We start from the raw sequence: 26,428 nt of genomic DNA on the forward strand, positions 1-26,428 counted from the left end.
GCCGGGCCGAGACCCGGCCTCGAAAAACAACCACCCGGCAGGGTCAAAAAAGACCGAAGTATTTAGAACGGCAACGTCCCTTGCACATACAACGTCCGAGGCATCCCCACATACTTGCCCCCGTTGTTGTCCGTAGACCGCGTGTAGTACCTGCGATCGAACAGATTCTTGACCCCCACGGCCACCCGCAGATTGCCCAGCGACTTGCCAAAGTCATAGCCCGCACGCAGGCCCACGGTCGCAAACCCGGGAATATCACCCAGCCGCCCCGCAGCATCTTCCTGCGTCACATACTGCGTGCCCGACCCCGGAGAGCGCTGCTTCGATTGCGCGGCCAGGTCCGCATTCAGCGTCCACTGCCCCAGCGCATAGCGCGCCCATAGCTGGCCCGTGTGGCGCGAGTACAGCGGCAGGTCGCGCCCCGCGAAATCGCCGGCGCGCGAGACGGCCTCGGTGTAGGTATAGGACACACCCGCCGTCAGCCCCTTGAGCGCGGCATTCCACTGGCCCAGGTCGTAGCGCAGCGAGGACTCGATGCCGCGGTGGCGCGTGGCGCCCAGGTCGGTCCAGATGCCGTCCACGCCCACGCGGGTCAGCAGCAGTTCCTTGTCGAAGTCGATGTTGAACAGCGTCAGCTCGGCGTTCAGCGCCGGGCTGTTGTAGTGCGTGCCCACCTCATAGGTCTTGGCCGATTCGGGATGCAGGCCGCGCTCGGTCTGGGCCAGCTGCGCATACTGCTGCGGGCCGAAGGACTTGCCCGCGTTGGCGAACAGCGACCACTGCGCATTCATGCGGTAGAGCACGGACAGCGTGGGCAGGAGCTCGCGTGCCTCGGCCTTGGGGAACAGCTGGCTGGTGACGGTGCTGCCGTCGGCGCCCAGGTTGCTGACGTTGTTGAAGGAGTTGATGCGTTCGTAGCGCACGCCGGGGGTGATGGTCCAGTTGCCGATGTCGATGCGGTCATCGATGTAGAAGGCATGGGCCGTGGTGCCGCCCTGGCTGGTCTGGTAGGGCGTGATCGGCAGGGCCATGGCGTTGGCCATGGTGGCGGGGTTGTAGTAGGCGGTGCGCAGCGCGACCTCGGAACTGCTTTCCTTGAGGTAGCGGTAGCCCACGCTGACTTCCTGCACCACGGAGCCGGTCTCGAACAGGCGCGAGTAGCGCGGCTCGATGCCGAAGTAGTGGTAGCTGCGCGGCGCGGCGGTCAGGCGGCGCTGGTTGGCGTTGTCCTGCTCGATGTGGCTGCCGCGGAACGAGTCCACGTAGTAGCCCAGCACCTCGAAGTTGTTGCGCCCGTCCTTGTGGTTGTACTTGAACGAGGCATCGGTGCGGCGGCCGTCGAAGCTGTCGTAGGAGCGCGTGGACTGGAACGGGTCGGCCGCGTACTGCGCTGTGGTCAGGCCGCCGGGCATGCGGCCCGAGCCCTCGAAGTGGTGCAGCGACACGGCGATGTCGTCCTGGGCCGAGATGCGGTAGGCGCCCTTGAGCAGGATGTCGTCGATATCGGTCTTGTCATTGCCTGCGCGCCAGCCGTCGCCATGCGTGCCCGAGTACAGCAGGGCCAGGCCCAGGCCGGATTCGCTGGTGCCGCCCACGAAGAGGCTGGGCGTGGTCTTGGCATTGCCGCCGTGGCTGTAGAACTCGGTGCCCACCGAGGCCTCGGCCGCGAAGGTCTTGGGAATGGCGCGCGTGACGAAGTTGATGATGCCGCCCACGTTCTGGGGGCCGTAGCGCACCGAGCCCGCGCCGCGGATCACGTCCACCGACTCCAGGTTGCCCAGCGAGACGGGCGCCAGCGACAGCTGGGGCTGGCCGTAGGGCGCGTAGGAGACGGGCACGCCGTCCATCAGCACATACGAGCGCGGCGACAGGCGTGCCGTCAGGCCGCGCACGCCGATGTTCAGCGACACGTCGCTGCCGCCCGTGCCGTTGCTGTCCTGCACCTGCACGCCGGGCACCAGGCGCAGCACGTCGCGCAGGCTGGAGGCGCCGGTTTCCTCGATGCGCGCCCGCTCGACGATGGTGCGCGCGCCGGCATGGTCCAGCACTTTTTCCTCGCTGGGGTTGTCCAGCCAGTTGCCCGTGACGGTGATGGTGGACAGGCCGGCCTCGGGTGCGGTGGTGGTGGATGGTGCCTGTGCCGACGCCTGCAGCGACAGCAGGGCGGCGGCGACAGCGGCCGCGCAGCGTGTGAGCGTGGCGCAGTGATTGCTGGAAACCATGGAAAACTTCCTTTGTGCCTCTGGGAATGGTGCAGCGCTGAAGGGTCGGCTGGCAGGCTGCAGGACGCGTGGCGGCGGGCGAGGCGGAAGCAGGAGACAAGGACCGGTCAGCATGCATGGCGGCAATGCCGGTTCGGGGCGCGAGTCTAAATGAGAATCATCCAGCCGGCACCAGGCTGGCAGCAGCTGCGCGGGGTCGCGTTGCCCGGGCGCTACAGCGCAGCAGGTGCTGCCAGCGCAGCGGGCGCTTACCTTGCTGCTTTTGCTGCTGGAAGGGACTGCATTGCGCGGGCCAGCTCGCCCAGCGTGGCCAGGGCCTGCCCGGTCTCGTCGCTCCAGTCATGGCCGTAGTTCAGCCGCAGGCAATGGCCGAAGGCCTGCGAGGCCGAGAAGATCGGCCCCGGCGCCACGCTGATGCCGCGCGCCAGCGCTGCGCGGTGCAGGGCCAGCGCATCGCAGTACGGCGGCAGCTCTATCCACATGAAGTAGCCGCCCTCGGGCCGCGTGGCCCGCGTGCCTTGCGGAAAGTGGCGGGCAATGGCCGATGCCATGTGGTCCCGCTGCAGGGCCAGGCTCTGGCGCAGGCGGCGCAGGTGACGGTCCACGCCACCGCTTTCCAGGTAGTCGGCCAGCGCCTGCTGGCTGGGGGCATTGGTGGCCAGCGTGGTGGTGAGCTTTTGCCGCGCCACGGCGCGCGTGAAGCGGCCCGGAGCGGTCCAGCCCACGCGCCAGCCGGGCGCCAGGCACTTGGAGAACGAGGCGCAGTGCAGCACCCAGCCCTCGGTGTCGAAGGCCTTGGCCGGTGGCGGGCGGTGTTCGCCAAAGTACAGCTCGCCGTAGACATCGTCCTCGATCAGCGGCAGCTGGTGGCGCGTGGCCAGTTCCACCAGGGCCTTCTTGCGCGCCTCGGGCATCAGGCTGCCCAGCGGATTCTGGAAGCTGGTCATCAACCAGATGGCCTGGGGCCGGTGACGCTGCACGGCGGTCTCCAGCGCGGCCAGGTCCATGCCTTCGCCGGGATGCGTGGGCACCTCGATGGCGGACAGCCCCATGCGCTCCAGAGCCTGCAGCGCGCCATAGAAGCACGGCGATTCGATGACCACGGCGCCACCGGGCCGCGTGACGGCGGCCAGACACAGGTTCAGTGCCTCCAGCGCGCCATTGGTGATGACCAGGTCGGACGGTGACAGTGCCAGACCGTCGGCCAGGTAGCGCCGCGCGATCTGGCGTCGCAATGCCATGCTGCCGGGCGTGAGGTCGTCGAGGGCGCTGCGCGGATCGGCCTGGCGCGCGGCGCGGGCCAGGGCCTGGCCCAGGCGCTGCAGCGGGAACAGGCGTGGCGAGGGAAAGGCCGAGCCCAGCGGCACGACATCGCGGTCCATGGACGATTCCAGAACCTCGAACACCCGCTCGCTCACATCGACCACGGCAAAGCGCTCGCCCGGGGGGGCCGACAGCTGCGTGGGCTCGGGCGGGGCGCTGTGCGGCCGCGCCGCGACGAAGTAGCCCGAGCGCTCGCGCGCGCGCACCAGGCCGCGTGCCTCCAGCAGGTAGTAGGCCTGGAACACCGTGGAGGCGCTGACGCCGCGCCGCTCGCTGGTGTGACGCACGGAGGGCAGCTTGTCGCCCGCGCGCAGCACGCCTGCGGCGATGGAGGCCTCGATATCGTCGGCCAGTTCCTGGTAGCGCGTCATGCCTGGGGAGGTCGCGGCCCGGGGATCAGCCCTGTTCGGCCAGCAGTTCCTGCAAGGCCTTGATCTGCTGGCGCAGGCGCTCGTTCTCGGCTTCAAGTTCGTTCACGCGCTGCTGCAGTTCCTCGGGCGAGGCGGTCACGGCCGCACCTTCGCCGTCGGCAGCGTCGGCTTCGGGCTTGGCGGCCTTGGGCTTTTTCTTGGCATCGCGCACGCGCTTGGCGGCCTGCTTGAGTTCGTCGGCGCCGGCGGCGGCCACGGCCTGCTGCTCATCCACGGGCAGGCTGGCGACCACGGCGGCGGTGCTCAGCGAGATGTCGCCCGAGCGCACGGCGGCCACCACTTCGGGCGCGGCCTTTTGCTGGATGGTCTCGATCAGCTTGACCTGGCTGCTGGACAGGCGGGCCACGCGGGCCAGGGCCTCGCGCGTGTCCAGGGCCTCATCGGGCACCTTGGCCACGCTGGCCAGGGCGGCGGCGACCACGGGGTCGGTCTCGCCTTCCCAGGGCGCTTCGCCTTCGGGCTGGGCCGGCGCCTCGGCCTTGGCCGCCATCACGGCGGCGGCAGCGGCCGAGCGGCGGGCCGCAATGATCTCGCGCTTGCGCAGCGCCAGCACGCCGCGCTGGAAGTCGGACACGCTGCGGCGGCCCAGGTGCTGGTCGATCATCCACAGGTGCACGTCGTCCATGTTCTTGAACTGCGTGGCCTGGATGGTGTTGAAGGGCAGGCCGTGCTTTTGGCAGATGGCGTAGCGGTTGTGGCCGTCGATGAGCAGGTCGTTCCAGAGCACGAGCGCATCGCGGCAGCCCTCGGCCAGGATGCTGCGCTCCAGCGCGTCGAGTTCATCGGGGGTCAGCGGGTCGATGTAGGCCTTGAGTTCTTCGTTGACGACGATGTCCATGGCAGTGCAGAAATGAGGAATGAAAGAAAAAGGCGACCGCTCCAGGCCATTGCGGCAATGGACCTGGACGGCCGCCAAGAAGAAAAACTGGAAGCAGGGGCGAAGCCCGCCCTCAGAGCAGGCGCGAGATCAGCGCGCCTTCAGCCGGGCCTTCCAGGGGGATGCGCACGCGCACCGGGTTGCCCTGGGCCACCTGCACGGGCTCGCCGTCGAGGTTGAACATCTTCTCCAGTAGCAACTGGCGGTTGCCCTGGGGGTGGATGATCTCCAGCGTGTCGCCCACCGAGAAGCGGTTCTTGGTCTCCACCTCGGCCATGCCGTCGGCATAGCTGCGCACTTCGCCCACGAAGTGGCTGCGCTGCAGCACCGAGTGGCCGGTCTCGTAGTTCTGGTAGTCCTGCGAGGGACGGCGCTCCAGCAGGCCGCCCGTGTAGCCACGGTTGGCCAGGCCTTCGAGCTCGGTGATCAGGTGCGGGTTGAAGGGGCGGCCGGCCACGGCATCGTCGATGGCGCGGCGGTAGACCTGGGCCGTGCGGGCCACGTAGTACAGGCTCTTGGTGCGGCCCTCGATCTTGAGCGAGTCCACGCCGATCTTCACCAGGCGCTCCACATGCTCCACGGCGCGCAGGTCCTTGGAGTTCATGATGTAGGTGCCGTGCTCGTCTTCCATGATGGGCATCAGCTCGCCGGGGCGGCCCTTTTCCTCCAGCAGGTAGACCTGCTCGGCCTTGGGGTGGCGTGCGCCGTCGCCGCAGGTGCTGGTGAACTGGCTGTCGGCTTCCTCGCGGGCCTTCTCGAAGCTGAAGTCCTGCTCCATGGTCTGGGCCAGGGCCTCGCCGGTATTGGGGTCCACGGCCGCGTCATGCGTCTTGTAGTCCCAGCGGCAGGCATTGGTGCAGGTGCCCTGGTTGGGATCGCGCCGGTTGAAGTAGCCCGACAGCAGGCAGCGGCCCGAGTAGGCGATGCACAGGGCGCCGTGCACGAAGACCTCGATCTCCATGTCCGGGCATTCCTGGCGGATCTTCTCGATCTCGTCCAGCGACAGCTCGCGCGACAGGATGATGCGCGAGACGCCGGCCTTCTGCCAGAACTTCACCGTGGCCCAGTTGGTGGTGTTGGCCTGCACCGAGAGATGGACCTCGGTCTCGGGCCACTTTTCCTTGACCATCATGATCAGGCCGGGGTCGGCCATGATCAGCGCGTCGGGCTTGCACTCGATCACGGGCTCGATGTCGCGGATATAGGTGCGCACCTTGTCGTTGTGGGCGATCAGGTTGCTGGTGACGAAGAATTTCTTGCCCCGCGCGTGCGCCTCGGAGATGCCCTGGGCGATCTGTTCGAGGCGGAATTCGTTGTTGCGTGCGCGCAGGCTGTAGCGGGGTTGCCCGGCGTAGATGGCGTCGGCGCCAAAGTCGTAGGCCGCGCGCATCTTGTCGAGCGAGCCGGCCGGCAGCAGCAGTTCGGGGGCTTTGAGGGTCATGATCCCCGTATTGTCCTGCATAGCGCTTTCCAACATGGTTCGCTAAGGCTCAGGCGAGCCAAGCCCTTGCAGATGCACCAGCAACTGCCTTGCATGGGCGGGCAACTGGTCTTCCCGGGCCGTGCACAGCAGCAGCTGGCGCCGGGCCCAGGCATCGCTCAAGGGCACGGCGCGGGCGCCGCTGGCCGGGGCCAGGCGCTGCGCGGCTGCCGCCGGCATGACGGCCACGCCCACGCCCTGGCCCACCAGCTGGCAGATGCTGTCCAGGTGCTGCAGCTGGGCGCGCCAGCGCAACTGCCCTTCCGACGGCCCCCCCAGCAAGGCGGCCTGCTGGCGCACCAGCATCTGCAGGGCGGCATCGTGCGGCAGGCCCACCCAGTCTTCGGCCAGCAGCTCCTGCAAGGCCAGGCGCGTGCGCCGGGCCAGGCGGTGGCCGCGCGGCAGCACGGCCACCAGCGGGTCGGGGCGCCAGGGCGTGGCCTGCAGGCCGGTGGTGTCCTGCGCATCGCTGGCCACGCCGATGTCGCACAGGCCCTGGCGCAGCCGGTCCAGCACTTCGGCGCTGCCGCATTCCTGCAGCTCCAGCGCCACGCGCGGGTGGCTGCGCAGAAAGCCCGCCACGGCCAGCGGCAGGTGCTCGCCCACGGCCGAGGTGTTGCCGCAGACGCGCACATGGCCGGCCAGCCCCGCGCCGTACTCGGCCATGTCGCCGCGCAGGCGCTGCATCTGTGCCAGCACGCTGCGCGCATGCTGGCCCAGCGTGTGGCCGGCCGCCGTGGGCCGTACGCCGCGCGCCTGGCGCGCGAGCAGGGCGCAGCCCAGTTGCGCCTCCATGCCGCGCACGCGCTCGCTGGCCGAGGCCAGGGTCATGTGCGCGCGCCCGGCCGCCGCGGTGAGCGTGCCGCAGTCGAGGATATGGACGAACAGCTGCAGGTCGGTGAGGTCGAATCGCATGGCCTGTGGTGCTGAAGGATCAGGCCATGCCTGAGCCTTGGTTTGAAGATTCCCGATTGTGATCCCTTTGTTGGTGCACGAGCATGGCGCCATGAGGTTCAGGAAGGGCCTGAGCCAAGTCGGTGGAAAGTGCAGGGTGGCCGTGATGTGGGATGCGTGGTGGGTGCTGGCGGCGGCGGTGGCCGTGTTCGGGCTGGCCGGTGTCGTCAAGGGGGTGGTGGGCCTGGGGCTGCCCACGGTGTCCATGGCGCTGCTGGCGCTGTTCATGCCGGCCGGGCAGGCAGCGGCCTGGCTGCTGCTGCCGTCCCTGGTGACCAATGTGGTGCAGATGCGGCCCCTGCCATCGCTGCGGCCGCTGCTGCGGCGCCTGGGCTGGATGCAGCTGGGCATTGTCGCGGGCACGGTGGGCGGCATGCTGTGGTGGGGCCCGGTGGGCGAGGCCGCCGTGGCGCGCACGGCGCTGGGCGTGGCCCTGGTTGTGTATGCCCTGTGGGGCCTGTGGGGGCCGGGCCTGCAGTTGCCGCAGAGGCATCAGGCCTGGCTGGGCCTGTTGTGTGGTCTGCTGACGGGCGGGATCACGGCGCTGACCGGCGTGTTCGTGGTGCCGGCCGTGGCCTTTTTGCAATCGCTGGCGCTGGGCCGGCAGGCGCTGATGCAGGCCATGGGTCTGTGCTTCACGGTGTCCACGCTGGCGCTGGGCGCGGGCATGGCGCTGGCGCAGGGGCCGGACCATGCCGCTTCGTCCTGGACGGGCTGGGGTGCCACAGCCCTGGTTTCCGCGCTGATGCTGCTGCCCGCCCTGGCCGGCATGGCCTGGGGCGAGCGGCTGCGCCAGTCGCTGTCGCCCCAGGTCTTCAAGCGCGTGCTGATGCTGGGCCTGCTGGCCCTGGGCATCTACATGTGCGCCCGGGGCTAGCCCCGGGCGTTCAGGCGCGGAACACCTTCACGGGGCTGCCGCGCTCCACCTCCCAGTGCTGCTGGCTGCGCGTGCGCCGGGCCTGGCCCTCGCCCTGCGCGTTGAGGCGCGCCAGCTTCAGGGCCAGCAGCTCGCGCGCCAGCCGCTTGTTGGCGTGCTGGCTGCGCTCGCTCATGACCTTCACCGAGATCCCGCTGGGCACATGCAGGGCATGGACGGCGGAGTCCGTGGTGTTGACATGCTGGCCGCCCTTGCCCGAGGCCTTGCAGGCCTGGAAGACGATTTCGCCGTCTGCCGGCAATTGCCGGGGCGGCTCGCACTGTTGCACGGCCACGAACCAGTTCCTGCGCGGGTGGTGGGGGCGCAGGGGACTGTCGAAGACCCACTGGATGGTGCCCAGCCAGGCGCCCAGCGTGCCGTGAAGCAGGCCGGTGTCGCCCTCGCAGCGCAGCAGCACGGACTTGTAGCCGGCCGGCGTGGGCGTTTCTTCCAGCACGTCCACGGTGATGCCGCTGGCGGCGCAGTCGCGCAGCAGCTCGCGCAGGGTCAGGCGCACGGCATGCTCGCACTCAGCGGGGCCGTGGGATGCGGTCAGCTGGATCAGCAGCATTGCATGGCTCCCTTCTTGTAGGTCAGCAGGGGGCGCAGCCGCGCCACCAACTGCACCAGGCCGGCTTCCTGCAGGCTGGCGACGACGGAGTCCACGTCCTTGTAGGCCTGGGGGGCCTCCTCGTAGACCAGTTCGCGGTCGGCGCAGACCACGGCGCTGCCGAATTTTGTGCGCAGCAGTTCGTCCAGCGTGAAGCGCGGGCGCAGGCGGCCCATGCAATCGGTACGTGCCCACTTGCGGCCCGCGCCGTGCGCCAGCGAGTGCAGTGCCTCGTCACGCCCGGCCACGGGCCGCACAAGGTAGCTGTAGTCGCCGCGCGAACCCGGGATCACCACCAGACCCTGGTCGGCCGGCGTGGCGCCCTTGCGGTGCAAAAAGCCGTCTTCGCCGCGCCAGTGGTGGGCGATCACGTGGTTGTGGGTGATGTCCAGCAGGGCCTGGCCGCGCGTGCGCAGGGCGCGCAGCAGGCGTGCCGCAATGCTGGCGCGGTTCAGTTGGGCGAAGGCGATGGCGGCCGCGTGCTGGCGCAGGTACTGCGTGGCGGCATCGCTGCTGGCGGCCAGGCCGTCGTGGCTGAAGGCCTCCACATGGGCGCGCAGGATGGCGCCGCCCAGCCCGCGCGAGCCGCTGTGCACCATGAGGTGCACGCGCTTCCTGTCGAGCGCGCCGTCCTCGTACAGCGTGTCCACCACTTGCAGTTCGGCAAAGTGGTTGCCGCCGCCAATGGTGCCCAGGCTGTCCTGCAGATACGCCAGGTCGGCCACGCCGCTGGCCTGGGCGATGTGCTCCAGCTGCTGCATGTCCACGGCGTCCAGCAGTTCCTGGGGCAGGGGGCCGTCGATGTTGCCCACCGCCTTTTCCAGCTTGGGAGCCGAGGTCTTGTGCGCTGCCAGCTCCGTGCTGTACAGCGACATGCCGCAGCCGATGTCGCCGCCGACCAGGGCCGGGTAGAAGCGGCCCACGGAAAAGAAGGCTGCCCCTACCGGGTAGCCCCGGCCCGGGTGCAGGTCCGGCAGGCCCACGGCTGCGCGCATGCCGGCCAGGTTGCGGGCCGTCGTTTGAAGTTGTTGGATGGCGGTGTCTTCAATCCAGACGCCGCGGTTGGCGAACACCTGAAGATGGATGTCCGGCCCCCCTGAGTCGCTGCGCGCCTTCCCCCCTCTCGCTTCGCGGGGGGAGACGACACCCTCGGTGCGGGGCGGCCCTTCCTCGGTGTCTCTGGCTTGAGTGATTGCGGGTGCCGCGTTTGCGCCACGGAATACTATGGAATTGCCCATGAATGGCTTTCGATCGAGTGCTTGGGGCACATTCCGGCAGATGCGGAATGCGCAATGGGCAGTCGCCGCAAGCTCGATGGACAGGCATCAGGAAAAGCGCACGCGCAGCCGAAAGCCGGGCCTCTTGCGGGGCCGGGAATCAGGTCTGCAGCGTGGCCTGGAGGCGCTAGGGCTTCAAGCGTGCACGACTGCAAAGGGACGTGTCGAATGGGACATGGGTTCTCTCCTTTGCGATGGTGGACGGGTGCCGCGAATGCGGCAAAGACGGGGATGCTAGGGACAAGCGGCCGGTGCCGCAAGCGAAGTCGCAGGCGCGTGGCGGATTGCATACAACGCAAGATGGAAAAAGCCCCGCCGGCAGGTACCGGCGGGGCTTTTTGATGAAGGGCCCGTGTCCGTTCAGTCCTGCGGGCGGAAGCCGATGACCAGGTCCGAAGGCACGCGGCCATCGATGTCGCGCGGCAGCGTCTCGGTCTTTTGCAGCGCGCGGATGACGGCGTCGTCCCAGGCCTTGTTGCCGCTGGACTTGGCGATGGTGGCGCCGGTGATGGTGCCATCGGGTGCGGTGCGCACGCGCACCTCGGCCCGCGGGTTGCCGCTGATGGCGTCCGGGTAGACGATGTTGGGCTTGACGCGCGCGGCCACCTTGGCGCCATAGCCGGCCGAGGGGCCTCCGGCGGAGCTGCCCGAGCCGCCGCTCTTGCTGCCACCGGCGCCTTCGCCGGCCGAGCCGCCGCTGCCGGCCAGGCCCTGCATGCGGCGGATGTTCTCCAGGCGGCGTGCCTCGGCTTCCTTGGCCTCGCGCGCTTCCTTGGCGGCCTGTTCCTTCTTGCGCTTGTCCTCGGCGGCCTTCTTCTCGGCTTCTGCCTTGGCGGCCTTTTCGGCCTTTTCTTTCTCCGCCTTCTCGGCTTTCTCGCGCTCGGCCTTGTCCTTGGCAGCTTTTTCCTTGTCCGCCTTTTCCTTTTCGGCCTTGTCCTTCTTTTGCTGCTCCAGGCGGTCCTTGCGGTCCTGCTCGGCCTTGTCCTTTTTCTGCTGCTCGAGCTTGTCGCGGCGGTCCTTCTCGGCTTTTTCCGCCTTCTCGCGCTCGGCCTTGTCCTTGGCCGCCTTCTCGGCCTTTTCCTTGTCCAGGCGCTCCTGGCGTTCCTTTTCGCGCTGCTCGCGGGCGGCCTGTTCGGCGCGCTCCTTCTTTTGCTGCTCGATCTTGCGCTTCTTCTCCAGCGCGATCTCGGCCTCGCGGTCGTCGTCCACGGCCTGCGGCTTGGGAGGTGGGGGCGGTGCAATCACGGGCGCGGGCGGCGGCGGTGGCGGCTGGGGAACGGGCTCGGGCGCAGGTGGCGGGGGAGGCGCGGGCACGGGCAGGGCAGGGGCCGGCGCGGCCGTGGACCAGAACTCGGCCTCGACCATGGGCTCGTCGGCCTGCTTCGGGGGGCGCACGGTCCACAGCATGGCGGCCACGAGCAGCCCGTGCGCGGCCACGGCCATGGCCCACGAACGGGTGCGGCCGCGCGTGCGCGGCGGTGCGAACTGGTCGTGGTCTTGCAGGTTGGGCATGGAGTCGAAGGCGGGCGGCGCTGCTTACTGGGAGGACTTGACGCCGAAGGCCACGCGCTTGACGCCGGCCGCCTGAAGCTCGGACATGGCGGCCATCACGGTCTCGAAGGGCAGCTTCTTGTCGGCCGAGATCAGCACGGCGCTGTCGTCGCTTTGCTGGTCCTGCCAGCTCCTGGCGGCTGCGCCCAGCTCCTTGAGCGTGACGGTCTTGTCGGTGCTGCCGGCCTTGATGCGGATGCCGCCGTCCTTGTCGATCATCACGTCGGCGCGTTTCGGGGGCGTGCGCGCGGCCTTGCCGGCACTGGGCACGTTGATGGAGCCCGGCGTGAGCATGGGCGCCGTCACCATGAAGATGATGAGCAGCACCAGCATCACGTCGATGAAGGGCACCATGTTGATCTCGTTGACGGTGCGGCGGCTGCGGCCGCCGCGCGAGGCTACTGCGGGCATGTGCTCACTCCTTGCAAACTGTGCGCGACTTCAATGGCCGGACGGGGTGCTGGAGCCGGTCGCACCCACGTTGCGCTGCAGGATGTTGGAGAACTCTTCGATGAAGGTTTCCTGCTGGCTGGCCACGCGGTCGATCTGGTGGGCATAGCGGTTGTAGGCCGTGACGGCCGGGATGGCGGCGAACAGGCCCATGGCCGTGGCCACCAGCGCCTCGGCAATGCCGGGGGCCACGGTGGCCAGCGTGATCTGCTCCATGTTGGCAAAGCCGGTGAAGGCGTGCATCACGCCCCAGACGGTGCCGAACAGGCCCACGTAGGGAGAGACCGAGCCCACGGTGCCCAGGAAGGACAGGCCCGATTCGACCTCGTCCATCTCGCGCTGGAAGCTGGCGCGCATGGCGCGGCGGGTGCCGTCCATCAATTGGTTCACATCGGCGATGCGGCGCTCGCGCAGCTTCTGGTACTCGCGCATGCCGCTGGCGAAGATGCGTTCCATGGGGCCGCCCTGCTTGGCGTGGTGGGCCGCCGAGGCATAGAGGTCGTTGAGGCTGGTGCCCGACCAGAAGTCCTGCTCGAAGCCGTCGTTGAGCGTGCGCACGCGCTTCAAGGTCTGCGACTTGCGGAAGATGGTGGCCCAGCTGGCCACCGAGGCGCCCACAAGGATCAGCATGACCAGCTGCACGACCCAGCTGGCCTGCAGCACGAGGCTGAGTATGGACATGTCATGGGAGTTCATGAGAGTTGCTCCAGGATGCGGTTCGGAATTCTTGCGGGGCGCATGGCCGAGCCATCCACCCATCCAATGCGGATCGTGCCTTCGCACAACAGGGGCGGCGGCGCATTGCCATCGCCGGCGGATGCCAGCAGCGCCTGCTGGCGTATTGTCAGCGAAGCGCGGCCGCTGCTTTGCAGCTCGGCGGTAACAAGGAGTTGGTCATCGAGCCGGGCCGCCCGCAGGTATTGCAGCTGGGCCTGGGTTACGACAAACATGCCGCCCGTTTGTTCCCGCAACTGCTGCTGGCCTATGCCCAGGGCGCGCAGCCACTCGGTGCGGGCACGCTCGAAGAACTTCAGATAGTTGGCGTAGAACACGATGCCGCCGGCATCGGTGTCCTCCCAGTAGACGCGGATGGGAAATTCGAAGGCCATGTGCGGCGGGCCTCAGGCCAGCAGGCGCTGCAGGCGGCGCACGGCCTCCTGCAGCTGTTCCATGGAGTTGGCCGTCGAAAAGCGCACGAAGTCGGCGGTCTCGAACGTGCCGAAGTCGCGGCCCGGCGTGATGGCCAGGTGGGCGCGCTCCATGACGGCGTAGGCAAAGTCCCAGCTGCCCTGGACGCCGAGCCTGGCGGCAGCGGCACGGCAGTCGGCCCAGGCGTAGAAGGCGCCGTCGGGCTGCACGGGCACGGGCAGGCCCAGGGCCTCGAGCGCGGGGATGAAGAAGTCGCGCCGGGCCTTGAACTCGGCGCGGCGGCGTTCGTACTCGGCAATGGACTCGGGCTCGAAGCAGGCCAGGGCGGCGCGCTGCGAGACGGTGCTGGCGCAGATGAAGAGGTTCTGCGCCACGCGCTCGACCACGGGCACCATGGCCTCGGGCACCACCATCCAGCCCAGGCGCCAGCCCGTCATGTTGAAGTACTTGCTGAAGCTGTTGATGCTGATCACGTCCTCGCCCAGCGCCAGCGCGGTCTGGCCGAAAGCCGCATCGTACGAAAGGCCCAGGTAGATCTCGTCGATGATGGTCAGCCCGCCCCTGGCGCGCACCACGTCGAGGATGCGGCGCAGCTCGGCCGGCGCAATCGAGGTGCCGGTGGGGTTGGAGGGTGAGGCCAGCAGCACGCCGCGCGTGTGCGCGTTCCAGGCGGCCTCGACCTTGTCGGCGCTCAGCTGGTAGCGCTCGGCCGCCGTGGTCGGCACCATCACGGCCCGGCCTTCGGCTGCGCTCACGAAGTGGCGGTTGCAGGGATAGCTGGGGTCGGGCATGAGGATTTCGTCGCCCGCGTCGATGGTCGCCAGGCAGGCCAGCTGCAGCGCGGCCGAGGCGCCGGCCGTGACCACGATGCGCCGCGCCGGCACATCCACGCCGAAGCGCTGCGCATACCAGTGGCTGATGCGCTCGCGCAGCTGGGGCAGGCCCAGGGCCGGCGTGTACTGCGTGGCGCCGTCCTGCACGGCACGGGCCGCAGCCTCCTGCACCAGCGGGGGCGCGGTGAAGTCGGGCTCGCCGATGTTCAGGAAGATCATCGGCGTGTCGCTGTCCGCGCAGCCGCGCGCCATCTCCTGCGCCGCCTTGGCGATCTCCATCACGTAAAAGGGCTCAATGCGGTCGGCGCGGGTCGAAAACTTCATGACGGGTGAAATCCTGAAAGAGGCGCCCGCGCCCGGCAGGCGCGGGCGGGCCAGGGACGGCCGGATGCGGCGGGGCCTGTGCCCCGGTGGATGCAGGCGCGTGGCAGGACGCGCTTCAGCCGGCCTGGCCGGCCGCGTCGTCGGCCGCAGGCGCGGCCGGTGCAGCAGGCGCTGCGCTGCTCTTTGCGGCGCGGTCGTGTGCCACCTCATCGGCGCGCAGCGTGGGCGCCAGGCCGTTGAGCACGGCGTTCACGTACTTGTGGCCGTCGGTGCCGCCGAATTCCTTGGCCAGCTCGATGCACTCGTTGAGCACCACGCGCCAGGGCACGTCCATGCAGTGCTGGAATTCATAGACGCCTATCCACATGCTGGCGTGCTCGATGGGCGAGATCTCGGCCATGGTGCGGTCCAGCTTGGGGGCGATCAGTGCGTCCAGGTCCACCTGGGAGTTGATGCAGCCGCGCAGCAGCGCGTCGTAGTGCACCGAGTCGGCCTTGTGAAAGCCCGACAGGTCGCGCGTGAAGCGGTCGATGGCCTCCACGTCGTTGCCGCCCACCAGGTGCTGGTACAGGGCCTGCAGCGCGAATTCACGCGCGCGGCTGCGGTTGGACTTGGAGGCGGCCTTGCGCGCGCCGGTGCTGGTCAGGCCGGTGCGGCTCTGGCGGGGAGGGCGTGCAGAGGCCGGTGTGGAGTGTTCGTCGCTCATGGTCGGTCAATGGTTTGGAGCAGGTTGGCCATTTCCACGGCGACCCGGGCCGCGTCGCGTCCCTTTTCGGTCTGGCGTGCAATGGCCTGCTCGGTGTTCTCGGTGGTGATGATCGCGTTGGCGATCGGCAGCTGGTAGTCCAGGGCCAGGCGCGTGACACCCGCGCCCGATTCGTTGGCCACCAGCTCGAAGTGGTATGTCTCCCCACGGATGATGCAGCCCAGCGCCACCAGGGCGTCGTAGCGGTCGGACTCGGCCATCGCCTGCAGCGCCACGGGCACTTCGAGGGCGCCGGGCACGGTGACGTGGTCGATGTTTCCGGCCTGCACGCCCAGGGCCAGCAGCTCTTCGCGGCAGGCCTGGGTCAGGCTGTTGGTGATGCTTTCATTGAAGCGGGCCTGCACGATGCCAATGCGCAGTTGCGCACCATCAAGATTCAGGGCCTGGCCCTTTTCTGCGTTCAACATTTCTTATTCCTTGGGGATGTAGCCGCTGATTTCGAGGCCGTAGCCGGCCATGCTGGGCAGGCGGCGCGGCTGGCCCATGAGCTGCATGCGCTGCACGCCGCACTCGCGCAGGATCTGCGCGCCCACGCCATAGGTGCGCAGGTCCATGCGGCCGCGCTCGGGCGCCTGGGCGGCGCGTGCGCTGCCGTCGAACTGGGCCAGCAGCTGGTCGCCGCTTTCGCCGCAGTTGAGCAGCACGGCCACGCCGTGGCCCTGGCGGGCGATGTATTCGAGGCTGGTGTCCAGGCTCCAGGAATGCAGGGTGCGGCCGGTCTCCAGCGCATCCAGCACGGACAGCGGCTCATGCACGCGCACGGGCACGGGCGTGTCGGCATCCCACTGGCCCTTGACCAGGGCCAGGTGCACGGACTGGCTGGGCAGATCGCGGAAGGCATGGGCGATGAACTCGCCATGCGCCGTCTGCAGCGGGCGCTCGCCGACCTTGCTGAGCAGAGTTTCGTTGCGGCTGCGGTACTGGATCAGGTCGGCAATGGTGCCGATCTTCAGGCCGTGCTCGGCCGCGAACAGCTGCAGGTCGGGCAGGCGGGCCATGGTGCCGTCGTCCTTCATGATCTCGCAGATCACGGCGGCGGGGCTGCAGCCGGCCAGGGCGGCGAAGTCGCAGCCGGCCTCGGTGTGGCCGGCGCGCATGAGCACGCCGCCGTCGACGGCCTGCAGCGGGAAGATGTGGCCCGGCTGGACCAGGTCCGTGGGCTTGGAGTCCTTGGCCACGGCGGCCTGCACGGTACGGGCGCGGTCGGCGGCGGAGATGCCGGTGGTCACGCCCTCGGCCGCTTCGATGGAGACGGTGAAGGCCGTGCTGTACACGGTACCGTTGCGCGCGGCCATGGGCGGCAGCTTCAGGTATTCGCAGCGCTCGCGCGTGAGCGTCAGGCAGATCAGGCCGCGGCCGAAGCGCGCCATGAAGTTGATCGCCTCGGGGGTGACATGGTCGGCGGCCAGCACCAGGTCGCCTTCGTTCTCGCGGTCTTCCTCATCGACGAGGATGACCATGCGGCCCGCGCGCATGTCGGCAATGATGTCTTCCACCGGCGAGATGGGCACGGGGGACGTGGAGTTGTTCATGGAGTGCCTTCTGGAGGAGCCGGGTCGTGCGGACGGGGCGCGGCACACGCGCCGGCTTCCTCGGCCTGGCAGGCGTCAGAAGTGGGCTTCCAAAGAACGTGTGGCGCGGCGCAGCCGCTGTCGGCAATCGGCATGACCCGGAATGACCTTGCGAAAGCGCACATTCTATTCCAGCGGCCATCGGCCGCAGGCGGCGCGGGCTTTGGCCGGATTCAGGGGCCGGGGTCCTGCAGCACCACATCGCCTTCGGGATAGGCGATGCAGGGCAGCACGCAGCCCTCGGCCCGCTCCTCGCGCGTCACGCCCGGCCATTCGATCTCGTAGCGCACGCTGCCCGACACCAGCTGCCCGATGCAGGTGCGGCAGGTGCCGTTGCGGCAGGAACTGGGCCAGTCCACGCCGCCCTGCTCCAGCGAGTGCAACAGCGGCTGGTCGGCCCAGGCATCGACCTGCAGGCCGCTGGGCGTGAGGCGGGCGGTGAAGAAGGGCGGGGCAAAAGGGGAGGAGGCGGGGGAATCCTGGCTCATGGTTATCAAGGGGGGCTGCAATTCTGTGGGGCGAAGGGTGTTTGTACCCTGTATCGGGCTCTGTATCGGGCCTATATCAGGCAATGTCTGGCGCCAGGGGCCGGGTTGAGGTGGGTCTCCCGGGCAGCGGTCAGCGGTGCGCTAGGCTTGGCTCCATGCATATCAAGCCCTACCTCCTGCCTGTGCTCGTTTTCCTGCTGGTCGGTCCCGGTGTGGGCGTGCTGACCGTGATGCTTGTGGGCGCGGACGGTGCGCCGGTCCTGCCGGTGAACTGGCTGCTCGTCGTGTTCGGCTATGGCATAGGTGCTGTTCCTGCCGCTTTGGCGGGGGTGATCTATGTGGTCGGCTGGCCTCTCAGGGGCCTGCTCCAGGTACTGAGCACCAGGGAGTTCGGCGCCGTGCTGGGTGCGGTGAGCGGTGTCGCCGCGCTGGCTGCATGCTTTTCAGCGACCTCCGGCACGCCGTTTCCCAAATCCCTCGGCGTCTATGTCTTTCCCCTGGTTGCCGGTGCCGTCTGCGGGGCGCTTGCAGCGCATGCGCGTGATGAGGCCTGTGAGGGGAGCGGGTCGCAAGGCGTTTGAACGCGTCCGGCTGCGACGCACAGGTTTGCCTGTTTTTTGAGCAATTGGCTGGCTTGTTTGTCAAATCAATGACTTATGTTGCGAATTCGGCATTTTTGGCGGCTTGTCCACATGCTTGTCCAGTACGAATGGGGGTAAATGCGTACATGCAGGTTGCGCGGTGGATAAGCGGGACGTGGCCCGAAAATACGGGGTCTTCTGCCTATTTTTTAAGCGATCCTCCTGTTTCTCTTTTGAATCAATGACTTGCGTGTCTTATCCCGCCCGCTGTGAAAGTTGTTCACAAGATTGTTCAGGGTGAGGCGGGATAAGTCGGGCACACGACTTGTGGATTTGATCAAAAAATAGGCAAAACGAAAAAATCGAATAAAAACAATTACTTAACCAGCCAGTCCCGAGCCTGCACATGGTTTTCCACAGGCTTGTCACGAAATGATGGGGACAAGGCCGGCGGGCCTGCCGCAGTCGCTTCGGCAACCGGAATGCGGCCGGCGTCCGTCTACATTGCTGGGTGGCCGGTGCCCTGCCATCCGGAGGGCGCAACCGGCATCCAACGACACAAAGGGAGCATCTCCATGGCGATTGAGTTTGAAGGCCGCGTGGCCATCGTGACGGGGGCCGGCGGCGGCCTGGGGCGCCTGCATGCGCTGGCGCTGGCGGCGCGCGGCGCCAAGGTGCTGGTCAATGATCTGGGCGGTGCGGTCGATGGCAGCGGCGGTTCGGCCACGGCGGCCCAGGCCGTGGTGGACGAGATCCGCGCGGCGGGCGGCCAGGCGCTGGCCAACGGTGCATCGGTCACCGATTTCGAGGCCGTGCAGGCCATGGTGCAGCAGGCCGTCGATGCCTGGGGCCGCGTGGACATTCTGGTCAACAACGCCGGCATCCTGCGCGACAAGAGCTTTGCCAAGATGGGCATGGACGACTTCCGCCTGGTGGTGGAAGTGCACCTGATGGGCGCCGCGCATTGCTGCAAGGCCGTGTGGCCGCACATGCAGGCGCAGAACTACGGGCGCATCGTGATGACCACCTCGTCCACGGGCCTGTACGGCAACTTCGGCCAGGCCAACTACGGCGCGGCCAAGCTGGCCCAGGTCGGCCTCATGCAGACCCTGGCCATCGAAGGCGCCAAGCACGGCATCCATGTGAATGCGCTGGCACCCACGGCGGCCACCCGCATGACGGAAGGCCTGATGCCCGAGGCCGTGCTGGCCGCCCTCAAGCCCGAGGCCGTGGTGCCCGCCATGCTGGTGCTGGCCCACGAAAGTGCGCCCACGCGCACCACGCTGTGCGCAGGCGCGGGCGGCTTCGAGGCCGCCTTCATCACGCTGACCGAAGGCGTTTACCTGGGCCAGGGCGAGCAGGTGCCGGAACAGCTGGCCGCACAGCTGGCCCAGGTGCTGGACCGCAGCGGCGAACAGGTGCCCGCCAGCGGCGCCGCCCAGGGCACGCTGGAAGTGGGCAAGGCCATGGCTGCAGCCCGTCGATGACCAGGGGCCGGCCAGAGGTTTCGCCGCTGGCCGGCCGTCCCTTGCCCGGTATCAAGGCAGCGCCGGCCGGGAGGGCAAAACTCTGACATATTCCTTTCGCTCGCGGCGATCCCATGCGGGGCAACAGGCCAAAACGCGTGGTTAAGCGGACAGGCGCCATCGCGTTTCCTGCCGTTTCTCTATCATTCGGCGTCCGGGTCGGGTCCGCCGGGAATCCTGGTGGTTTCCGTGTGGGCCGATGCCCATCAACGAATCGGTAAACAAGAATGAAAACATCGCAGGCATCCATGGCGGTTCCCGGTCCTGAGCGGCTCAAGGGCATACGCCGTGGCATAGAAAAGGAGGGCCTGCGCGTGCTGCCTTCCGGCAGCCTGGCACTGACGCCGCATCCCCTGGCGCTGGGCTCGGCGCTCACGCATCCGCACATCACCACCGACTACAGCGAATCGCAGATCGAGCTGATCACCGGCGCGCGGCTGGGCGTGCAGGAATGCCTGGACGAGCTGGTGCAGATCCACCAGTTCGTGCTGCGCAGCCTGCGCGATGCGGGTGGCGAGATGCTGTGGTCGTCCAGCATGCCCTGCCAGCTGCCCACGGACGAGACGATTCCGCTGGCGCGCTACGGCTCCTCGCACTCGGGCCGCTCCAAGAGCGTGTACCGCATGGGGCTGGGCCACCGCTACGGCCGGCGCATGCAGACGATTTCGGGCATCCACTACAACTGGTCGCTGCCCGGCGTGACCAGCGACCAGTATTTCTCGCTCATCCGCAATTTCCGGCGCCATGCCTTCGTGCTGCTGTACCTGTATGGCGCGTCGCCCGCGCTGTGTCCCTGTTTCGTCGAGGGGCGCGAGCACCGGCTGCAGCCGCTGGGCAATACGGGCCAGGCGCTGTACCTGCCCCACGCCACCTCGCTGCGCATGGGACGCCTGGGCTACCAGAGCGATGCGCAGGCCAGCATCAACGTCAGCTACAACGGCCTGGAAGGCTATGCGAATTCGCTGTACGACGCGCTGACCCAGCCCTATCCCGCCTACGAGATGCTGGGAGTGCGCAACCCGGGCGGCGACTACAACCAGCTGGGCACGGGCCTGCTGCAGATCGAAAACGAGTTCTACGGCACCATCCGCCCCAAGCGCACCGTCAGCCGCGGCGAGCGCCCGCTGCACGCGCTGCGCGAGCGCGGCGTGGAGTATGTGGAAGTGCGCCTGATGGACCTCGATCCCTTCGAGGACGTGGGCATTGCCGCGCCCACCATGCGCATGCTGGACGTGTTCCTGCTGCACTGCCTGAACGCCGACAGCCCGCCGGATACGCCGGACGAGATCGCGGAACTCAAGCACAACCAGCACCTGACGGCCGAGCGCGGCCGCGAGCCGGGCCTGCAGCTGGTGCGCGCCGGCCGAGAAGTGCCGCTGCGCGACTGGGCCCATGAAGTGCTGGACCAGTGCCGACCCTACGCCCAGGCGCTGGACAGCACCCACGGCACGCAGGACTACAGCGCCGCCCTGGCCCAGGCGCTGGAGCGCCTGGAGCACCCCGAGCGCACGCCGTCGGCCCATGTGCTGGGCGAGCTGACGGGCGCATACGGCAACAGCTTTGCGAACTTCACGCTGGCCCGGTCCGAGCAGGCCCGCGACTCGCTGCTGGCCCTGCCCTGGAGCCAGGCGCAGCAGCAGCGCTTCGAGCAATGGTCGGCGCAGTCCGTGCAGGAGCAGCGCGACATCGAGGCCGCGGACACGCTGTCGTTCGAGGAATGGCGCCTGCGCTACATGGCGCCGGAGAACCTGCGCTGAGCGCGCTTCAACCCCGCCCGGCGCCCAGCGCCTGGCCTGCGTCCTCGCACCAGAACAGCACGGCGTCGTAGAAGCCCTCCCAGACGCAGCCGTTGCAGCCGCGGCCGCAGCAGCTCGTGGGCTGGGGCGGCGCAGGGCGCAGTGCAATGCCTGCGGCCTGGGCGCGCTGCTGCCACAGCTGGATCTGCGACAGCGCCTGCTCCAGCGGCCCCTGCACCATGCTCAGCGCCGCGCCTTGCTGCGGCGCACCGCAAACAGCACGATGAAGGCCGTGCCCAGCAGCAGGGCGAACCAGCCGACCAGGTACGACTGGGCCATCATCTGCACGATGCCCCCGGGCGCCATGAACTGTGGCGCCAGCAGAATCACCAGCCCGATCACGGCGCAGGTCACGCCCTTGATCAGCAGTTCGATGTCTGCCTTGCGCGAGGCGGAGCGGGACGAGGGGGTATCGGGCAAGGACATGGGCAGTGAGGCTGGGCGTAAAAGCGGGGGACAATTGCGGCTTGCGCAAGAAAAAATGGAAGTCTGCGGGTTGCGCCGGGGCGCCGCGCGTTGTTGCATCCTGTCTGCGCAAGCCATGAATTATCCTTGCGCCCCTGCCAGTCCCCCCGTTTCCCAGAAAGTAATCCCATGGCCATACAGTGGTTCCCCGGTCACATGAATCTCACGCGCAAGGTGATCACCGAGCGCGTCAAGGAAATCGATGTGGTCATCGAAGTGCTGGATGCGCGCCTGCCGGGGTCGAGCAGCAACCCGCTGCTGCAGGAGCTGACGGGCCACAAGCCGCGCCTGCAGGTGCTCAACAAGCAGGACCTGGCCGATGCCGCGCGCACGCCGCTGTGGCTGGACTGGTACAACGCCCAGAGCGACACGCGCGCCATTGCGCTGGACGCCTCCGAGCCCGCGCCCACGCGCCGGCTGATCGAGGCCTGCAAGCTGCTGGCGCCGAACCGTGGCGGCATGGCCAAGCCCATGCGCGTGCTGATCTGCGGCATCCCCAACGTGGGCAAGTCCACGCTGATCAACTCCATGAGCGGCAAGCGGCAGGCCAAGACGGGGGACGAGGCCGGCATCACCAAGCTGGAGCAGCGCATCGTGCTGGCCGACGACTTCTACCTCTGGGACACGCCCGGCATGCTGTGGCCGCGCATCATCGTCGAGCAAAGCGGCTACAACCTGGCCGCCAGCGGCGCCGTCGGCCGCAACGCCTATGACGAGGAACTGGTGGCGCTGGAGCTGCTGGGCTATCTGCAGAAGAACTACGCGGACATGCTGGAGGCGCGATACAAGCTGGGCCTGGACAACGAACGCATCGCCTCCCTGCACGACGACGAGCTGCTGGACGCCATCGGCCGGCGCCGCGGCGCCATGATGGGCGGCGGACGTGTCAATGTGCAAAAGGCGGCCGAGCTGGTGCTCACGGATTTCCGCGCAGCGGTCCTGGGCCGCATCACGCTGGAGACTCCCGAGGAGTACGCGCAATGGCTGGCCGTGGGCCAGCAGCGCGATGCCGAGCGCCAGGCGCGCAAGGATGCCGTCAAGGCGCGCAAGCGGCCGCCGCGCGAGCGCAAAAGCGCGCCCTGAACCGGCGCCCGCATACCCTGTTTGGTGCAAGAGCGCGTCCGACCGGGGCGGTGGCACAACCACCACAGCCGCAGGCGGCGCCGACCGCTAGCATGTTGAGTGTTCTTTCTCTGTTGGGGCTTTTTCATGCGGCGTCATCGAGTCGAGGCGGAAACCCATTTGTCCCTGCGCAGGGTGGTCCTGGTGGGCAGCATATGGATCACCAGCCTCACCGTGATGCTGGCCATGGCGCTGCTGATGCAGGACCCCGTTCCATGGCTCAGCGTGCGGCTGAACCTGGTTGCCGCAGGCGTGAGCTTCGGTGCCGTGCTGCTGGGCTGGCGCCGGCACTGGCGGCTGGCCTCCAATGTGCTTGTCTGGGGCACCTGGACGGCGGCCGTGACCGTGGTGGCCGCCACGGGCGGCGTGCAAAGCGGTTCGGTGCTGGCCTTTCCTGCCCTGCTGGTCATGTGCGCCTGGGTGCTGGGCGTGCGCACCACGCTGGTCATGCTGGTCCTGTCCGTGCTGACCATGGCCGGTTTCTGGGTGGCGGGCCGGGAAGGCGTTGACTGGATCGGCCAGCGCGAGACCTCGCCCGTGTTCTCCATGCTCTACTTCGTGGGCATGCTGGGGCTGACGGGCACGGTCACGCTGATGGCGCGGCGCAGCCTGATCCGCCGCGCCCAGGAGCTGCAGGACACACTGGGCGCGCTGGAGCAGCACCAGGACGATCTCCGCAAGTTCTACCGCGCCGTGGAGCAGAACCCCGAGAGCATCGTCATCACCGACGTGCACCAGAACATCGTCTATGTGAACGAGGCCTTTTTGCAGCGCACGGGCTTTGCGCGCAACGAAGTCCTGGGCCAGCCCACGCACCGCTACTCCACCATGGGGCTGGATGCTCCGGCCTGGGAAGAGGCGCTGCACCAGCTGGGCCGGGGCGCGCTGTGGCGTGGCCAGATGACCAACCGCACGCGCCAGGGCGAGGACCTGCCCGAGGCCGTGCTCGTGGCGCCGATACGGGCCTCGGACGGCAGCATCGTCAACTACGTGGAACTCAAGCAGGACCTGTCCGAGCGCATGCGCGCGGAGCGCCAGATCCATGCGCTGGCGCATTTCGATGCGCTCACCGGCCTGCCCAACCGCCTGTCGCTGACCCAGCGGCTGCGCGCGCTGGCGCGCGAGTTCCGCGAGGGCGGCAAGGGGGGCGAGCCGCGCCACGGCCTGCTGCTGCTGGACATGGACCGCTTCACGGCCTTCAACGACGTGCGCGGCACGGTGCGCGGCGACGCGCTGCTGGGCGCGCTGGCGCTGCGCCTGGCCGATGCCCTGCCCGACGGCGTGCTGCTGGCCCGCATGGGCGCCGACGAATTCGCCGTGCTGCTGGAGAAGGCAGGCCACGAGGCCGCCGAGGTCGACCAGCACATGCGCGCCCTGGCCCAGGTGCTGCAGGACGCGCTGGAGCGGCCGCTATGGCTGGAGGAAACCGGCGAGGAAGTGCAGGCCAGCTGCAGCATTGGCGCGGCCAGCTTTGCCGCCTCGCGCACCGACAGCGGCGGCCATGACGTGCTGCGCCGCGCCGGCGTGGCCCTGCACCAGGCCAAGCAGGCCGGTCTGGGCCAGGTCGTCATCTTCCAGCCCGACATGGCCGAGGCCGTGGGCAAGCGCTTTCGCATCGAAAAGGACCTGCGCCGCGCCATCCCTGCCGGCGAGCTGCAGCCCTACCTGCAGTCCCAGGTGGACCGCATGGGGCGCTGCGTGGGCGCCGAGGTGCTGGTGCGCTGGAACCATCCGCGCCTGGGCATGGTCGAGCCCGGCGACTTCATTGCCGTGGCAGAGGAGTCGGACCTGATCGTGCAGCTGGGAGACTGGATGCTGGAGCAGGCCTGCCGCATGCTGGTGCGGCCCGAATTCGTGCAGCACGGCTGGCGGCTGTCGGTCAACGTCAGCTGGCGGCAGTTCCGCCAGCCCGATGTGGTGAACAAGCTCAAGCGCATCCTGGCCACCACCGGCGCCGACCCGCGCCGGCTGACGCTGGAGGTCACGGAAAGCGTGGTCATGCGCGACGTGGACGAGGCGCGCGAGCGCATGACCGAGCTGCAGCTGCTGGGCGTGGAGATGGGGCTGGACGACTTCGGCACCGGCTATTCATCGCTGGCCTATCTGCAGCGGCTGCCGTTCCGTGAACTCAAGATCGACAAGTCCTTTGTGCAGGACTGCCATGCCTCGCCCGGCAATGCCGCCATGGTCGAGGCCATTTTGCTCATGGCCCGTCGCCTGCACCTGCGCGTGGTGGCCGAAGGCGTGGAGACCGAGGAGCAGGCCGGCACCCTGCGCGCCTGGAACCAGGATGTGCTGTTCCAGGGCTACCACTACGGCCGGCCGCTGCCTGCCGCCGAGTGGGTGGATCTTCAAGTGGGGGCGGCCGGCGTCTGAGGCCGTAGGCACGCCAGGGTCGCGGCCCTGGCGCGGCCTGTCTCAGTCCCTGGCCTGGTTGGCGGGCTGCTCCAGCCAGCGGCGCGCCAGCAGGTCCCAAAAGCGTGCGCCACGTCCCAGGTTGTCGTCGTTGAAGTCGTAGCCGGGATTGTGCAGGCCCACGCCGGGCTGGCCCGTGGCGGGACCGTTGCCTATCCAGCCATAGGCGCCGGGCACGGCCTCGAGCATGAAGCCGAAGTCCTCGGCCGTCATGGCCGGCAGGATGTCGGCGTGGGTGCGGTCCTCGCCCACCGCCTCGCGCATCACATCGGCCATGAAGCGGGCTTCGTGCGCGTGGTTGGTGGTGTTGGGGTAGCCGGGCTTGAGGATGAACTCGGCGCGGCACAGATGGGCCGCCGCCACATGCTCGCTGATGCGCTGCATGCCTTCGATGAACATCTGCTGCGTCTCGGTCCTGAGGGCGCGCACCGTGCCGAAGATGCTGGCCTCGTCGGGAATGATGTTTTCCACCGTGCCGCTGGTGATCTTGCCCACGGTGAGCACGGCGCTGTCCAGCGGATCGGTGCTGCGCGACACCAGGGTCTGCAGCTGGCCGACGATGGCGCAGGCCACGGGAATCGGGTCCAGCGTGGTGTGGGGCATGGCAGCGTGGCCGCCCTTGCCGTGCACGCGGATCTCGAAACGCAGCGTGGACGCCATGATGGGCCCCACGCGCACCGCCATTTCGCCGGCAGGCAGGGCAGGCCAGTTGTGCAGCGCGAACACGGCCTCGCAGGGGAATCGCTCGAACAGGCCATCGTCCATCATGGCCTTGGCGCCTGCGCCGCCTTCCTCGGCGGGCTGGAAGATCAGGTGCACCGTGCCATCGAAATCGGGCTGCTGCGCCAGCAGCGTGGCCGCACCCAGCAGCATGGTGGTATGGCCGTCATGGCCGCAGGCATGCATGCAGCCCGGGTTCCGGCTGGCGTGGCCGAAGGCATTGAGTTCCGTCACCGGCAGCGCATCCATGTCGGCACGGATGCCGAGGCCGCGGCCCGGGTTGGCGGCGCTGCGCCCCCGGCCGTGGATGCTTGCCACCACGCCAGTCCGGCCCAGCCCGCGATGCACCTGCAGCCCCAGCGCCTGGAGATAGGCCGCCACCTTGTCGCCGGTGCGGTGCTCCTCGTAGCGCAGCTCGGGGTGGGCATGCAGGTCGTGGCGGAACTTCAGCAGGGAGCCGAGATGGGGGGTGATGTCGGGTGTGGATCGCATACAGGGGCCGCGACGGCCTGCACGCCAAGCGGGTCCGCAGGCGGTCGCAGCAATTCAATGACAAGGCGGACATGATAGGTCCTGGGGTT

General features: G+C 68.4%; 25 protein-coding genes. 6 read left to right on the plus strand and 19 right to left on the minus strand.

Annotated elements, in window-relative coordinates:
- Window positions 1–62: 62 nt before the first annotated feature.
- The 5 genes from ACF8ME_RS21510 to ACF8ME_RS21530 all read right to left on the minus strand — a co-directional run bounded on the left by ACF8ME_RS21510 (window position 63) and on the right by ACF8ME_RS21530 (window position 7,248).
- Complete coding sequence (locus ACF8ME_RS21510) at window positions 63–2,222, minus strand: TonB-dependent receptor family protein (RefSeq protein WP_392418151.1); 2,160 nt, start codon at window positions 2,220–2,222, stop codon at window positions 63–65.
- Between the two features lie 248 nt (window positions 2,223–2,470).
- Complete coding sequence (locus tag ACF8ME_RS21515) at window positions 2,471–3,916, minus strand: PLP-dependent aminotransferase family protein (protein ID WP_203399741.1); 1,446 nt, start codon at window positions 3,914–3,916, stop codon at window positions 2,471–2,473.
- A 25-nt stretch (window positions 3,917–3,941) separates the two neighbouring features.
- Complete coding sequence (locus ACF8ME_RS21520) at window positions 3,942–4,814, minus strand: hypothetical protein (protein ID WP_016450446.1); 873 nt, start codon at window positions 4,812–4,814, stop codon at window positions 3,942–3,944.
- A gap of 112 nt (window positions 4,815–4,926) precedes the next feature.
- Window positions 4,927–6,315: a tRNA 5-hydroxyuridine modification protein YegQ gene (gene yegQ / locus ACF8ME_RS21525; RefSeq protein ID WP_392418154.1), complete on the minus strand. Its 1,389-nt coding sequence runs from the start codon at window positions 6,313–6,315 to the stop codon at window positions 4,927–4,929.
- A 21-nt stretch (window positions 6,316–6,336) separates the two neighbouring features.
- A complete protein-coding gene (locus tag ACF8ME_RS21530; RefSeq protein WP_252653373.1) occupies window positions 6,337–7,248 on the minus strand; it encodes a LysR family transcriptional regulator in 912 nt (303 codons plus the stop codon).
- A 145-nt stretch (window positions 7,249–7,393) separates the two neighbouring features.
- Here ACF8ME_RS21530 and ACF8ME_RS21535 point away from each other — a divergent pair, with 145 nt between their 5' ends.
- Window positions 7,394–8,164, plus strand: coding sequence for a sulfite exporter TauE/SafE family protein (locus tag ACF8ME_RS21535; protein ID WP_392418189.1), 771 nt, complete (start codon window positions 7,394–7,396; stop codon window positions 8,162–8,164).
- Window positions 8,165–8,174: 10 nt separating this feature from the next.
- Here the strand turns inward: ACF8ME_RS21535 and prfH are convergent, their stop codons facing one another.
- The 11 genes from prfH to ACF8ME_RS21590 form a co-directional block, all read right to left on the minus strand.
- Window positions 8,175–8,774, minus strand: coding sequence for a peptide chain release factor H (prfH, locus tag ACF8ME_RS21540; protein ID WP_392418156.1), 600 nt, complete (start codon window positions 8,772–8,774; stop codon window positions 8,175–8,177).
- Window positions 8,765–10,051, minus strand: coding sequence for an RNA ligase RtcB family protein (locus ACF8ME_RS21545; RefSeq protein WP_151021188.1), 1,287 nt, complete (start codon window positions 10,049–10,051; stop codon window positions 8,765–8,767). The genes prfH and ACF8ME_RS21545 overlap by 10 nt, the downstream gene beginning before the upstream one ends.
- A gap of 399 nt (window positions 10,052–10,450) precedes the next feature.
- Entirely contained in the window at window positions 10,451–11,602 is a 1,152-nt protein-coding gene (gene tolA / locus ACF8ME_RS21550; protein WP_209801121.1) for a cell envelope integrity protein TolA, read from the minus strand.
- 24 nt (window positions 11,603–11,626) lie between these two features.
- On the minus strand, window positions 11,627–12,052 hold the full coding sequence (locus tag ACF8ME_RS21555; RefSeq protein WP_047218593.1) for an ExbD/TolR family protein: 426 nt from the start codon (window positions 12,050–12,052) through the stop codon (window positions 11,627–11,629).
- Between the two features lie 30 nt (window positions 12,053–12,082).
- Window positions 12,083–12,787: a protein TolQ gene (gene tolQ, locus ACF8ME_RS21560; protein WP_016450454.1), complete on the minus strand. Its 705-nt coding sequence runs from the start codon at window positions 12,785–12,787 to the stop codon at window positions 12,083–12,085.
- Window positions 12,784–13,200: a tol-pal system-associated acyl-CoA thioesterase gene (ybgC, locus tag ACF8ME_RS21565; protein WP_392418159.1), complete on the minus strand. Its 417-nt coding sequence runs from the start codon at window positions 13,198–13,200 to the stop codon at window positions 12,784–12,786. Before ybgC ends, tolQ begins: the two co-directional genes overlap by 4 nt.
- A 12-nt stretch (window positions 13,201–13,212) precedes the next feature.
- Entirely contained in the window at window positions 13,213–14,397 is a 1,185-nt protein-coding gene (locus ACF8ME_RS21570) for a pyridoxal phosphate-dependent aminotransferase (RefSeq protein WP_016453905.1), read from the minus strand.
- Between the two features lie 115 nt (window positions 14,398–14,512).
- Complete coding sequence (nusB, locus tag ACF8ME_RS21575; protein ID WP_016453904.1) at window positions 14,513–15,103, minus strand: transcription antitermination factor NusB; 591 nt, start codon at window positions 15,101–15,103, stop codon at window positions 14,513–14,515.
- Entirely contained in the window at window positions 15,100–15,570 is a 471-nt protein-coding gene (gene ribH / locus ACF8ME_RS21580) for a 6,7-dimethyl-8-ribityllumazine synthase (protein ID WP_016450458.1), read from the minus strand. The genes nusB and ribH overlap by 4 nt, the downstream gene beginning before the upstream one ends.
- Before the next feature lie 3 nt (window positions 15,571–15,573).
- A complete protein-coding gene (gene ribBA, locus ACF8ME_RS21585) occupies window positions 15,574–16,695 on the minus strand; it encodes a bifunctional 3,4-dihydroxy-2-butanone-4-phosphate synthase/GTP cyclohydrolase II (protein ID WP_016450459.1) in 1,122 nt (373 codons plus the stop codon).
- A 212-nt stretch (window positions 16,696–16,907) separates the two neighbouring features.
- A complete protein-coding gene (locus ACF8ME_RS21590) occupies window positions 16,908–17,222 on the minus strand; it encodes a 2Fe-2S iron-sulfur cluster binding domain-containing protein (protein ID WP_013803407.1) in 315 nt (104 codons plus the stop codon).
- Between the two features lie 155 nt (window positions 17,223–17,377).
- On the opposite strand from ACF8ME_RS21590, the gene ACF8ME_RS21595 reads away from it, so the two are divergent.
- The 3 genes from ACF8ME_RS21595 (at window position 17,378) to gshA (ending at window position 21,086) form a co-directional block, all read left to right on the plus strand.
- Complete coding sequence (locus ACF8ME_RS21595; RefSeq protein WP_016453902.1) at window positions 17,378–17,803, plus strand: hypothetical protein; 426 nt, start codon at window positions 17,378–17,380, stop codon at window positions 17,801–17,803.
- Window positions 17,804–18,378: 575 nt separating this feature from the next.
- Window positions 18,379–19,290, plus strand: coding sequence for an SDR family NAD(P)-dependent oxidoreductase (locus ACF8ME_RS21600; RefSeq protein ID WP_016453901.1), 912 nt, complete (start codon window positions 18,379–18,381; stop codon window positions 19,288–19,290).
- A gap of 266 nt (window positions 19,291–19,556) precedes the next feature.
- Entirely contained in the window at window positions 19,557–21,086 is a 1,530-nt protein-coding gene (gshA, locus tag ACF8ME_RS21605) for a glutamate--cysteine ligase (RefSeq protein WP_034348046.1), read from the plus strand.
- Window positions 21,087–21,093: 7 nt separating this feature from the next.
- On the opposite strand, the gene ACF8ME_RS21610 is transcribed toward gshA, so the two are convergent.
- Both ACF8ME_RS21610 and ACF8ME_RS21615 read right to left on the minus strand, forming a co-directional pair.
- Entirely contained in the window at window positions 21,094–21,306 is a 213-nt protein-coding gene (locus tag ACF8ME_RS21610; RefSeq protein ID WP_016450464.1) for an oxidoreductase-like domain-containing protein, read from the minus strand.
- Window positions 21,307–21,308: 2 nt separating this feature from the next.
- Window positions 21,309–21,551 carry a hypothetical protein gene (locus tag ACF8ME_RS21615; protein WP_013803403.1) on the minus strand — a complete coding sequence of 81 codons (243 nt, stop codon included), beginning with the start codon at window positions 21,549–21,551 and terminating at the stop codon, window positions 21,309–21,311.
- 168 nt (window positions 21,552–21,719) lie between these two features.
- On the opposite strand from ACF8ME_RS21615, the gene ylqF reads away from it, so the two are divergent.
- Together ylqF and ACF8ME_RS21625 are read left to right on the plus strand one after the other, a co-directional pair.
- The gene (gene ylqF / locus ACF8ME_RS21620; RefSeq protein ID WP_203399737.1) at window positions 21,720–22,673 is read left to right on the plus strand and encodes a ribosome biogenesis GTPase YlqF; all 954 of its coding nucleotides are present in this window, start codon (window positions 21,720–21,722) and stop codon (window positions 22,671–22,673) included.
- A gap of 126 nt (window positions 22,674–22,799) precedes the next feature.
- The gene (locus ACF8ME_RS21625; protein ID WP_026062425.1) at window positions 22,800–25,088 is read left to right on the plus strand and encodes a bifunctional diguanylate cyclase/phosphodiesterase; all 2,289 of its coding nucleotides are present in this window, start codon (window positions 22,800–22,802) and stop codon (window positions 25,086–25,088) included.
- Between the two features lie 42 nt (window positions 25,089–25,130).
- Here ACF8ME_RS21625 and ACF8ME_RS21630 read toward each other — a convergent pair whose 3' ends face one another.
- Window positions 25,131–26,339 (minus strand): M20 aminoacylase family protein, encoded by a 1,209-nt coding sequence (locus ACF8ME_RS21630; protein WP_392418162.1) that lies wholly within the window; start codon window positions 26,337–26,339, stop codon window positions 25,131–25,133.
- Between the last annotated feature and the right edge of the window lie 89 nt (window positions 26,340–26,428).

The organism is Delftia sp. WSY_7, assembly GCF_043104845.1.
GTDB classification, from domain to species: Bacteria; Pseudomonadota; Gammaproteobacteria; order Burkholderiales; family Burkholderiaceae_C; genus Comamonas; species Comamonas tsuruhatensis.

Bases quoted from the DNA above. Each gene is read 5' to 3' on its own strand.
- ACF8ME_RS21590 (WP_013803407.1), bottom strand. From the start codon at position 17,222: ATGAGCCAGGATTCCCCCGCCTCCTCCCCTTTTGCCCCGCCCTTCTTC.
- ACF8ME_RS21595 (WP_016453902.1), top strand. From the start codon at position 17,378: ATGCATATCAAGCCCTACCTCCTGCCTGTGCTCGTTTTCCTGCTGGTC.
- ACF8ME_RS21615 (WP_013803403.1), bottom strand. From the start codon at position 21,551: ATGTCCTTGCCCGATACCCCCTCGTCCCGCTCCGCCTCGCGCAAGGCA.
- ACF8ME_RS21625 (WP_026062425.1), top strand. From the start codon at position 22,800: ATGCGGCGTCATCGAGTCGAGGCGGAAACCCATTTGTCCCTGCGCAGG.
- nusB (WP_016453904.1), bottom strand. From the start codon at position 15,103: ATGAGCGACGAACACTCCACACCGGCCTCTGCACGCCCTCCCCGCCAG.
- ACF8ME_RS21610 (WP_016450464.1), bottom strand. From the start codon at position 21,306: ATGGTGCAGGGGCCGCTGGAGCAGGCGCTGTCGCAGATCCAGCTGTGG.
- tolQ (WP_016450454.1), bottom strand. From the start codon at position 12,787: ATGAACTCCCATGACATGTCCATACTCAGCCTCGTGCTGCAGGCCAGC.
- ACF8ME_RS21515 (WP_203399741.1), bottom strand. From the start codon at position 3,916: ATGACGCGCTACCAGGAACTGGCCGACGATATCGAGGCCTCCATCGCC.
- ACF8ME_RS21555 (WP_047218593.1), bottom strand. From the start codon at position 12,052: ATGCCCGCAGTAGCCTCGCGCGGCGGCCGCAGCCGCCGCACCGTCAAC.
- ACF8ME_RS21530 (WP_252653373.1), bottom strand. From the start codon at position 7,248: ATGCGATTCGACCTCACCGACCTGCAGCTGTTCGTCCATATCCTCGAC.
- ACF8ME_RS21510 (WP_392418151.1), bottom strand. From the start codon at position 2,222: ATGGTTTCCAGCAATCACTGCGCCACGCTCACACGCTGCGCGGCCGCT.
- gshA (WP_034348046.1), top strand. From the start codon at position 19,557: ATGAAAACATCGCAGGCATCCATGGCGGTTCCCGGTCCTGAGCGGCTC.
- ribH (WP_016450458.1), bottom strand. From the start codon at position 15,570: ATGTTGAACGCAGAAAAGGGCCAGGCCCTGAATCTTGATGGTGCGCAA.
- ribBA (WP_016450459.1), bottom strand. From the start codon at position 16,695: ATGAACAACTCCACGTCCCCCGTGCCCATCTCGCCGGTGGAAGACATC.
- ACF8ME_RS21545 (WP_151021188.1), bottom strand. From the start codon at position 10,051: ATGGGCAATTCCATAGTATTCCGTGGCGCAAACGCGGCACCCGCAATC.
- ACF8ME_RS21520 (WP_016450446.1), bottom strand. From the start codon at position 4,814: ATGGACATCGTCGTCAACGAAGAACTCAAGGCCTACATCGACCCGCTG.
- ACF8ME_RS21600 (WP_016453901.1), top strand. From the start codon at position 18,379: ATGGCGATTGAGTTTGAAGGCCGCGTGGCCATCGTGACGGGGGCCGGC.
- ACF8ME_RS21570 (WP_016453905.1), bottom strand. From the start codon at position 14,397: ATGAAGTTTTCGACCCGCGCCGACCGCATTGAGCCCTTTTACGTGATG.
- ACF8ME_RS21630 (WP_392418162.1), bottom strand. From the start codon at position 26,339: ATGCGATCCACACCCGACATCACCCCCCATCTCGGCTCCCTGCTGAAG.
- yegQ (WP_392418154.1), bottom strand. From the start codon at position 6,315: ATGCAGGACAATACGGGGATCATGACCCTCAAAGCCCCCGAACTGCTG.
- ylqF (WP_203399737.1), top strand. From the start codon at position 21,720: ATGGCCATACAGTGGTTCCCCGGTCACATGAATCTCACGCGCAAGGTG.
- tolA (WP_209801121.1), bottom strand. From the start codon at position 11,602: ATGCCCAACCTGCAAGACCACGACCAGTTCGCACCGCCGCGCACGCGC.
- ACF8ME_RS21535 (WP_392418189.1), top strand. From the start codon at position 7,394: ATGTGGGATGCGTGGTGGGTGCTGGCGGCGGCGGTGGCCGTGTTCGGG.
- prfH (WP_392418156.1), bottom strand. From the start codon at position 8,774: ATGCTGCTGATCCAGCTGACCGCATCCCACGGCCCCGCTGAGTGCGAG.
- ybgC (WP_392418159.1), bottom strand. From the start codon at position 13,200: ATGGCCTTCGAATTTCCCATCCGCGTCTACTGGGAGGACACCGATGCC.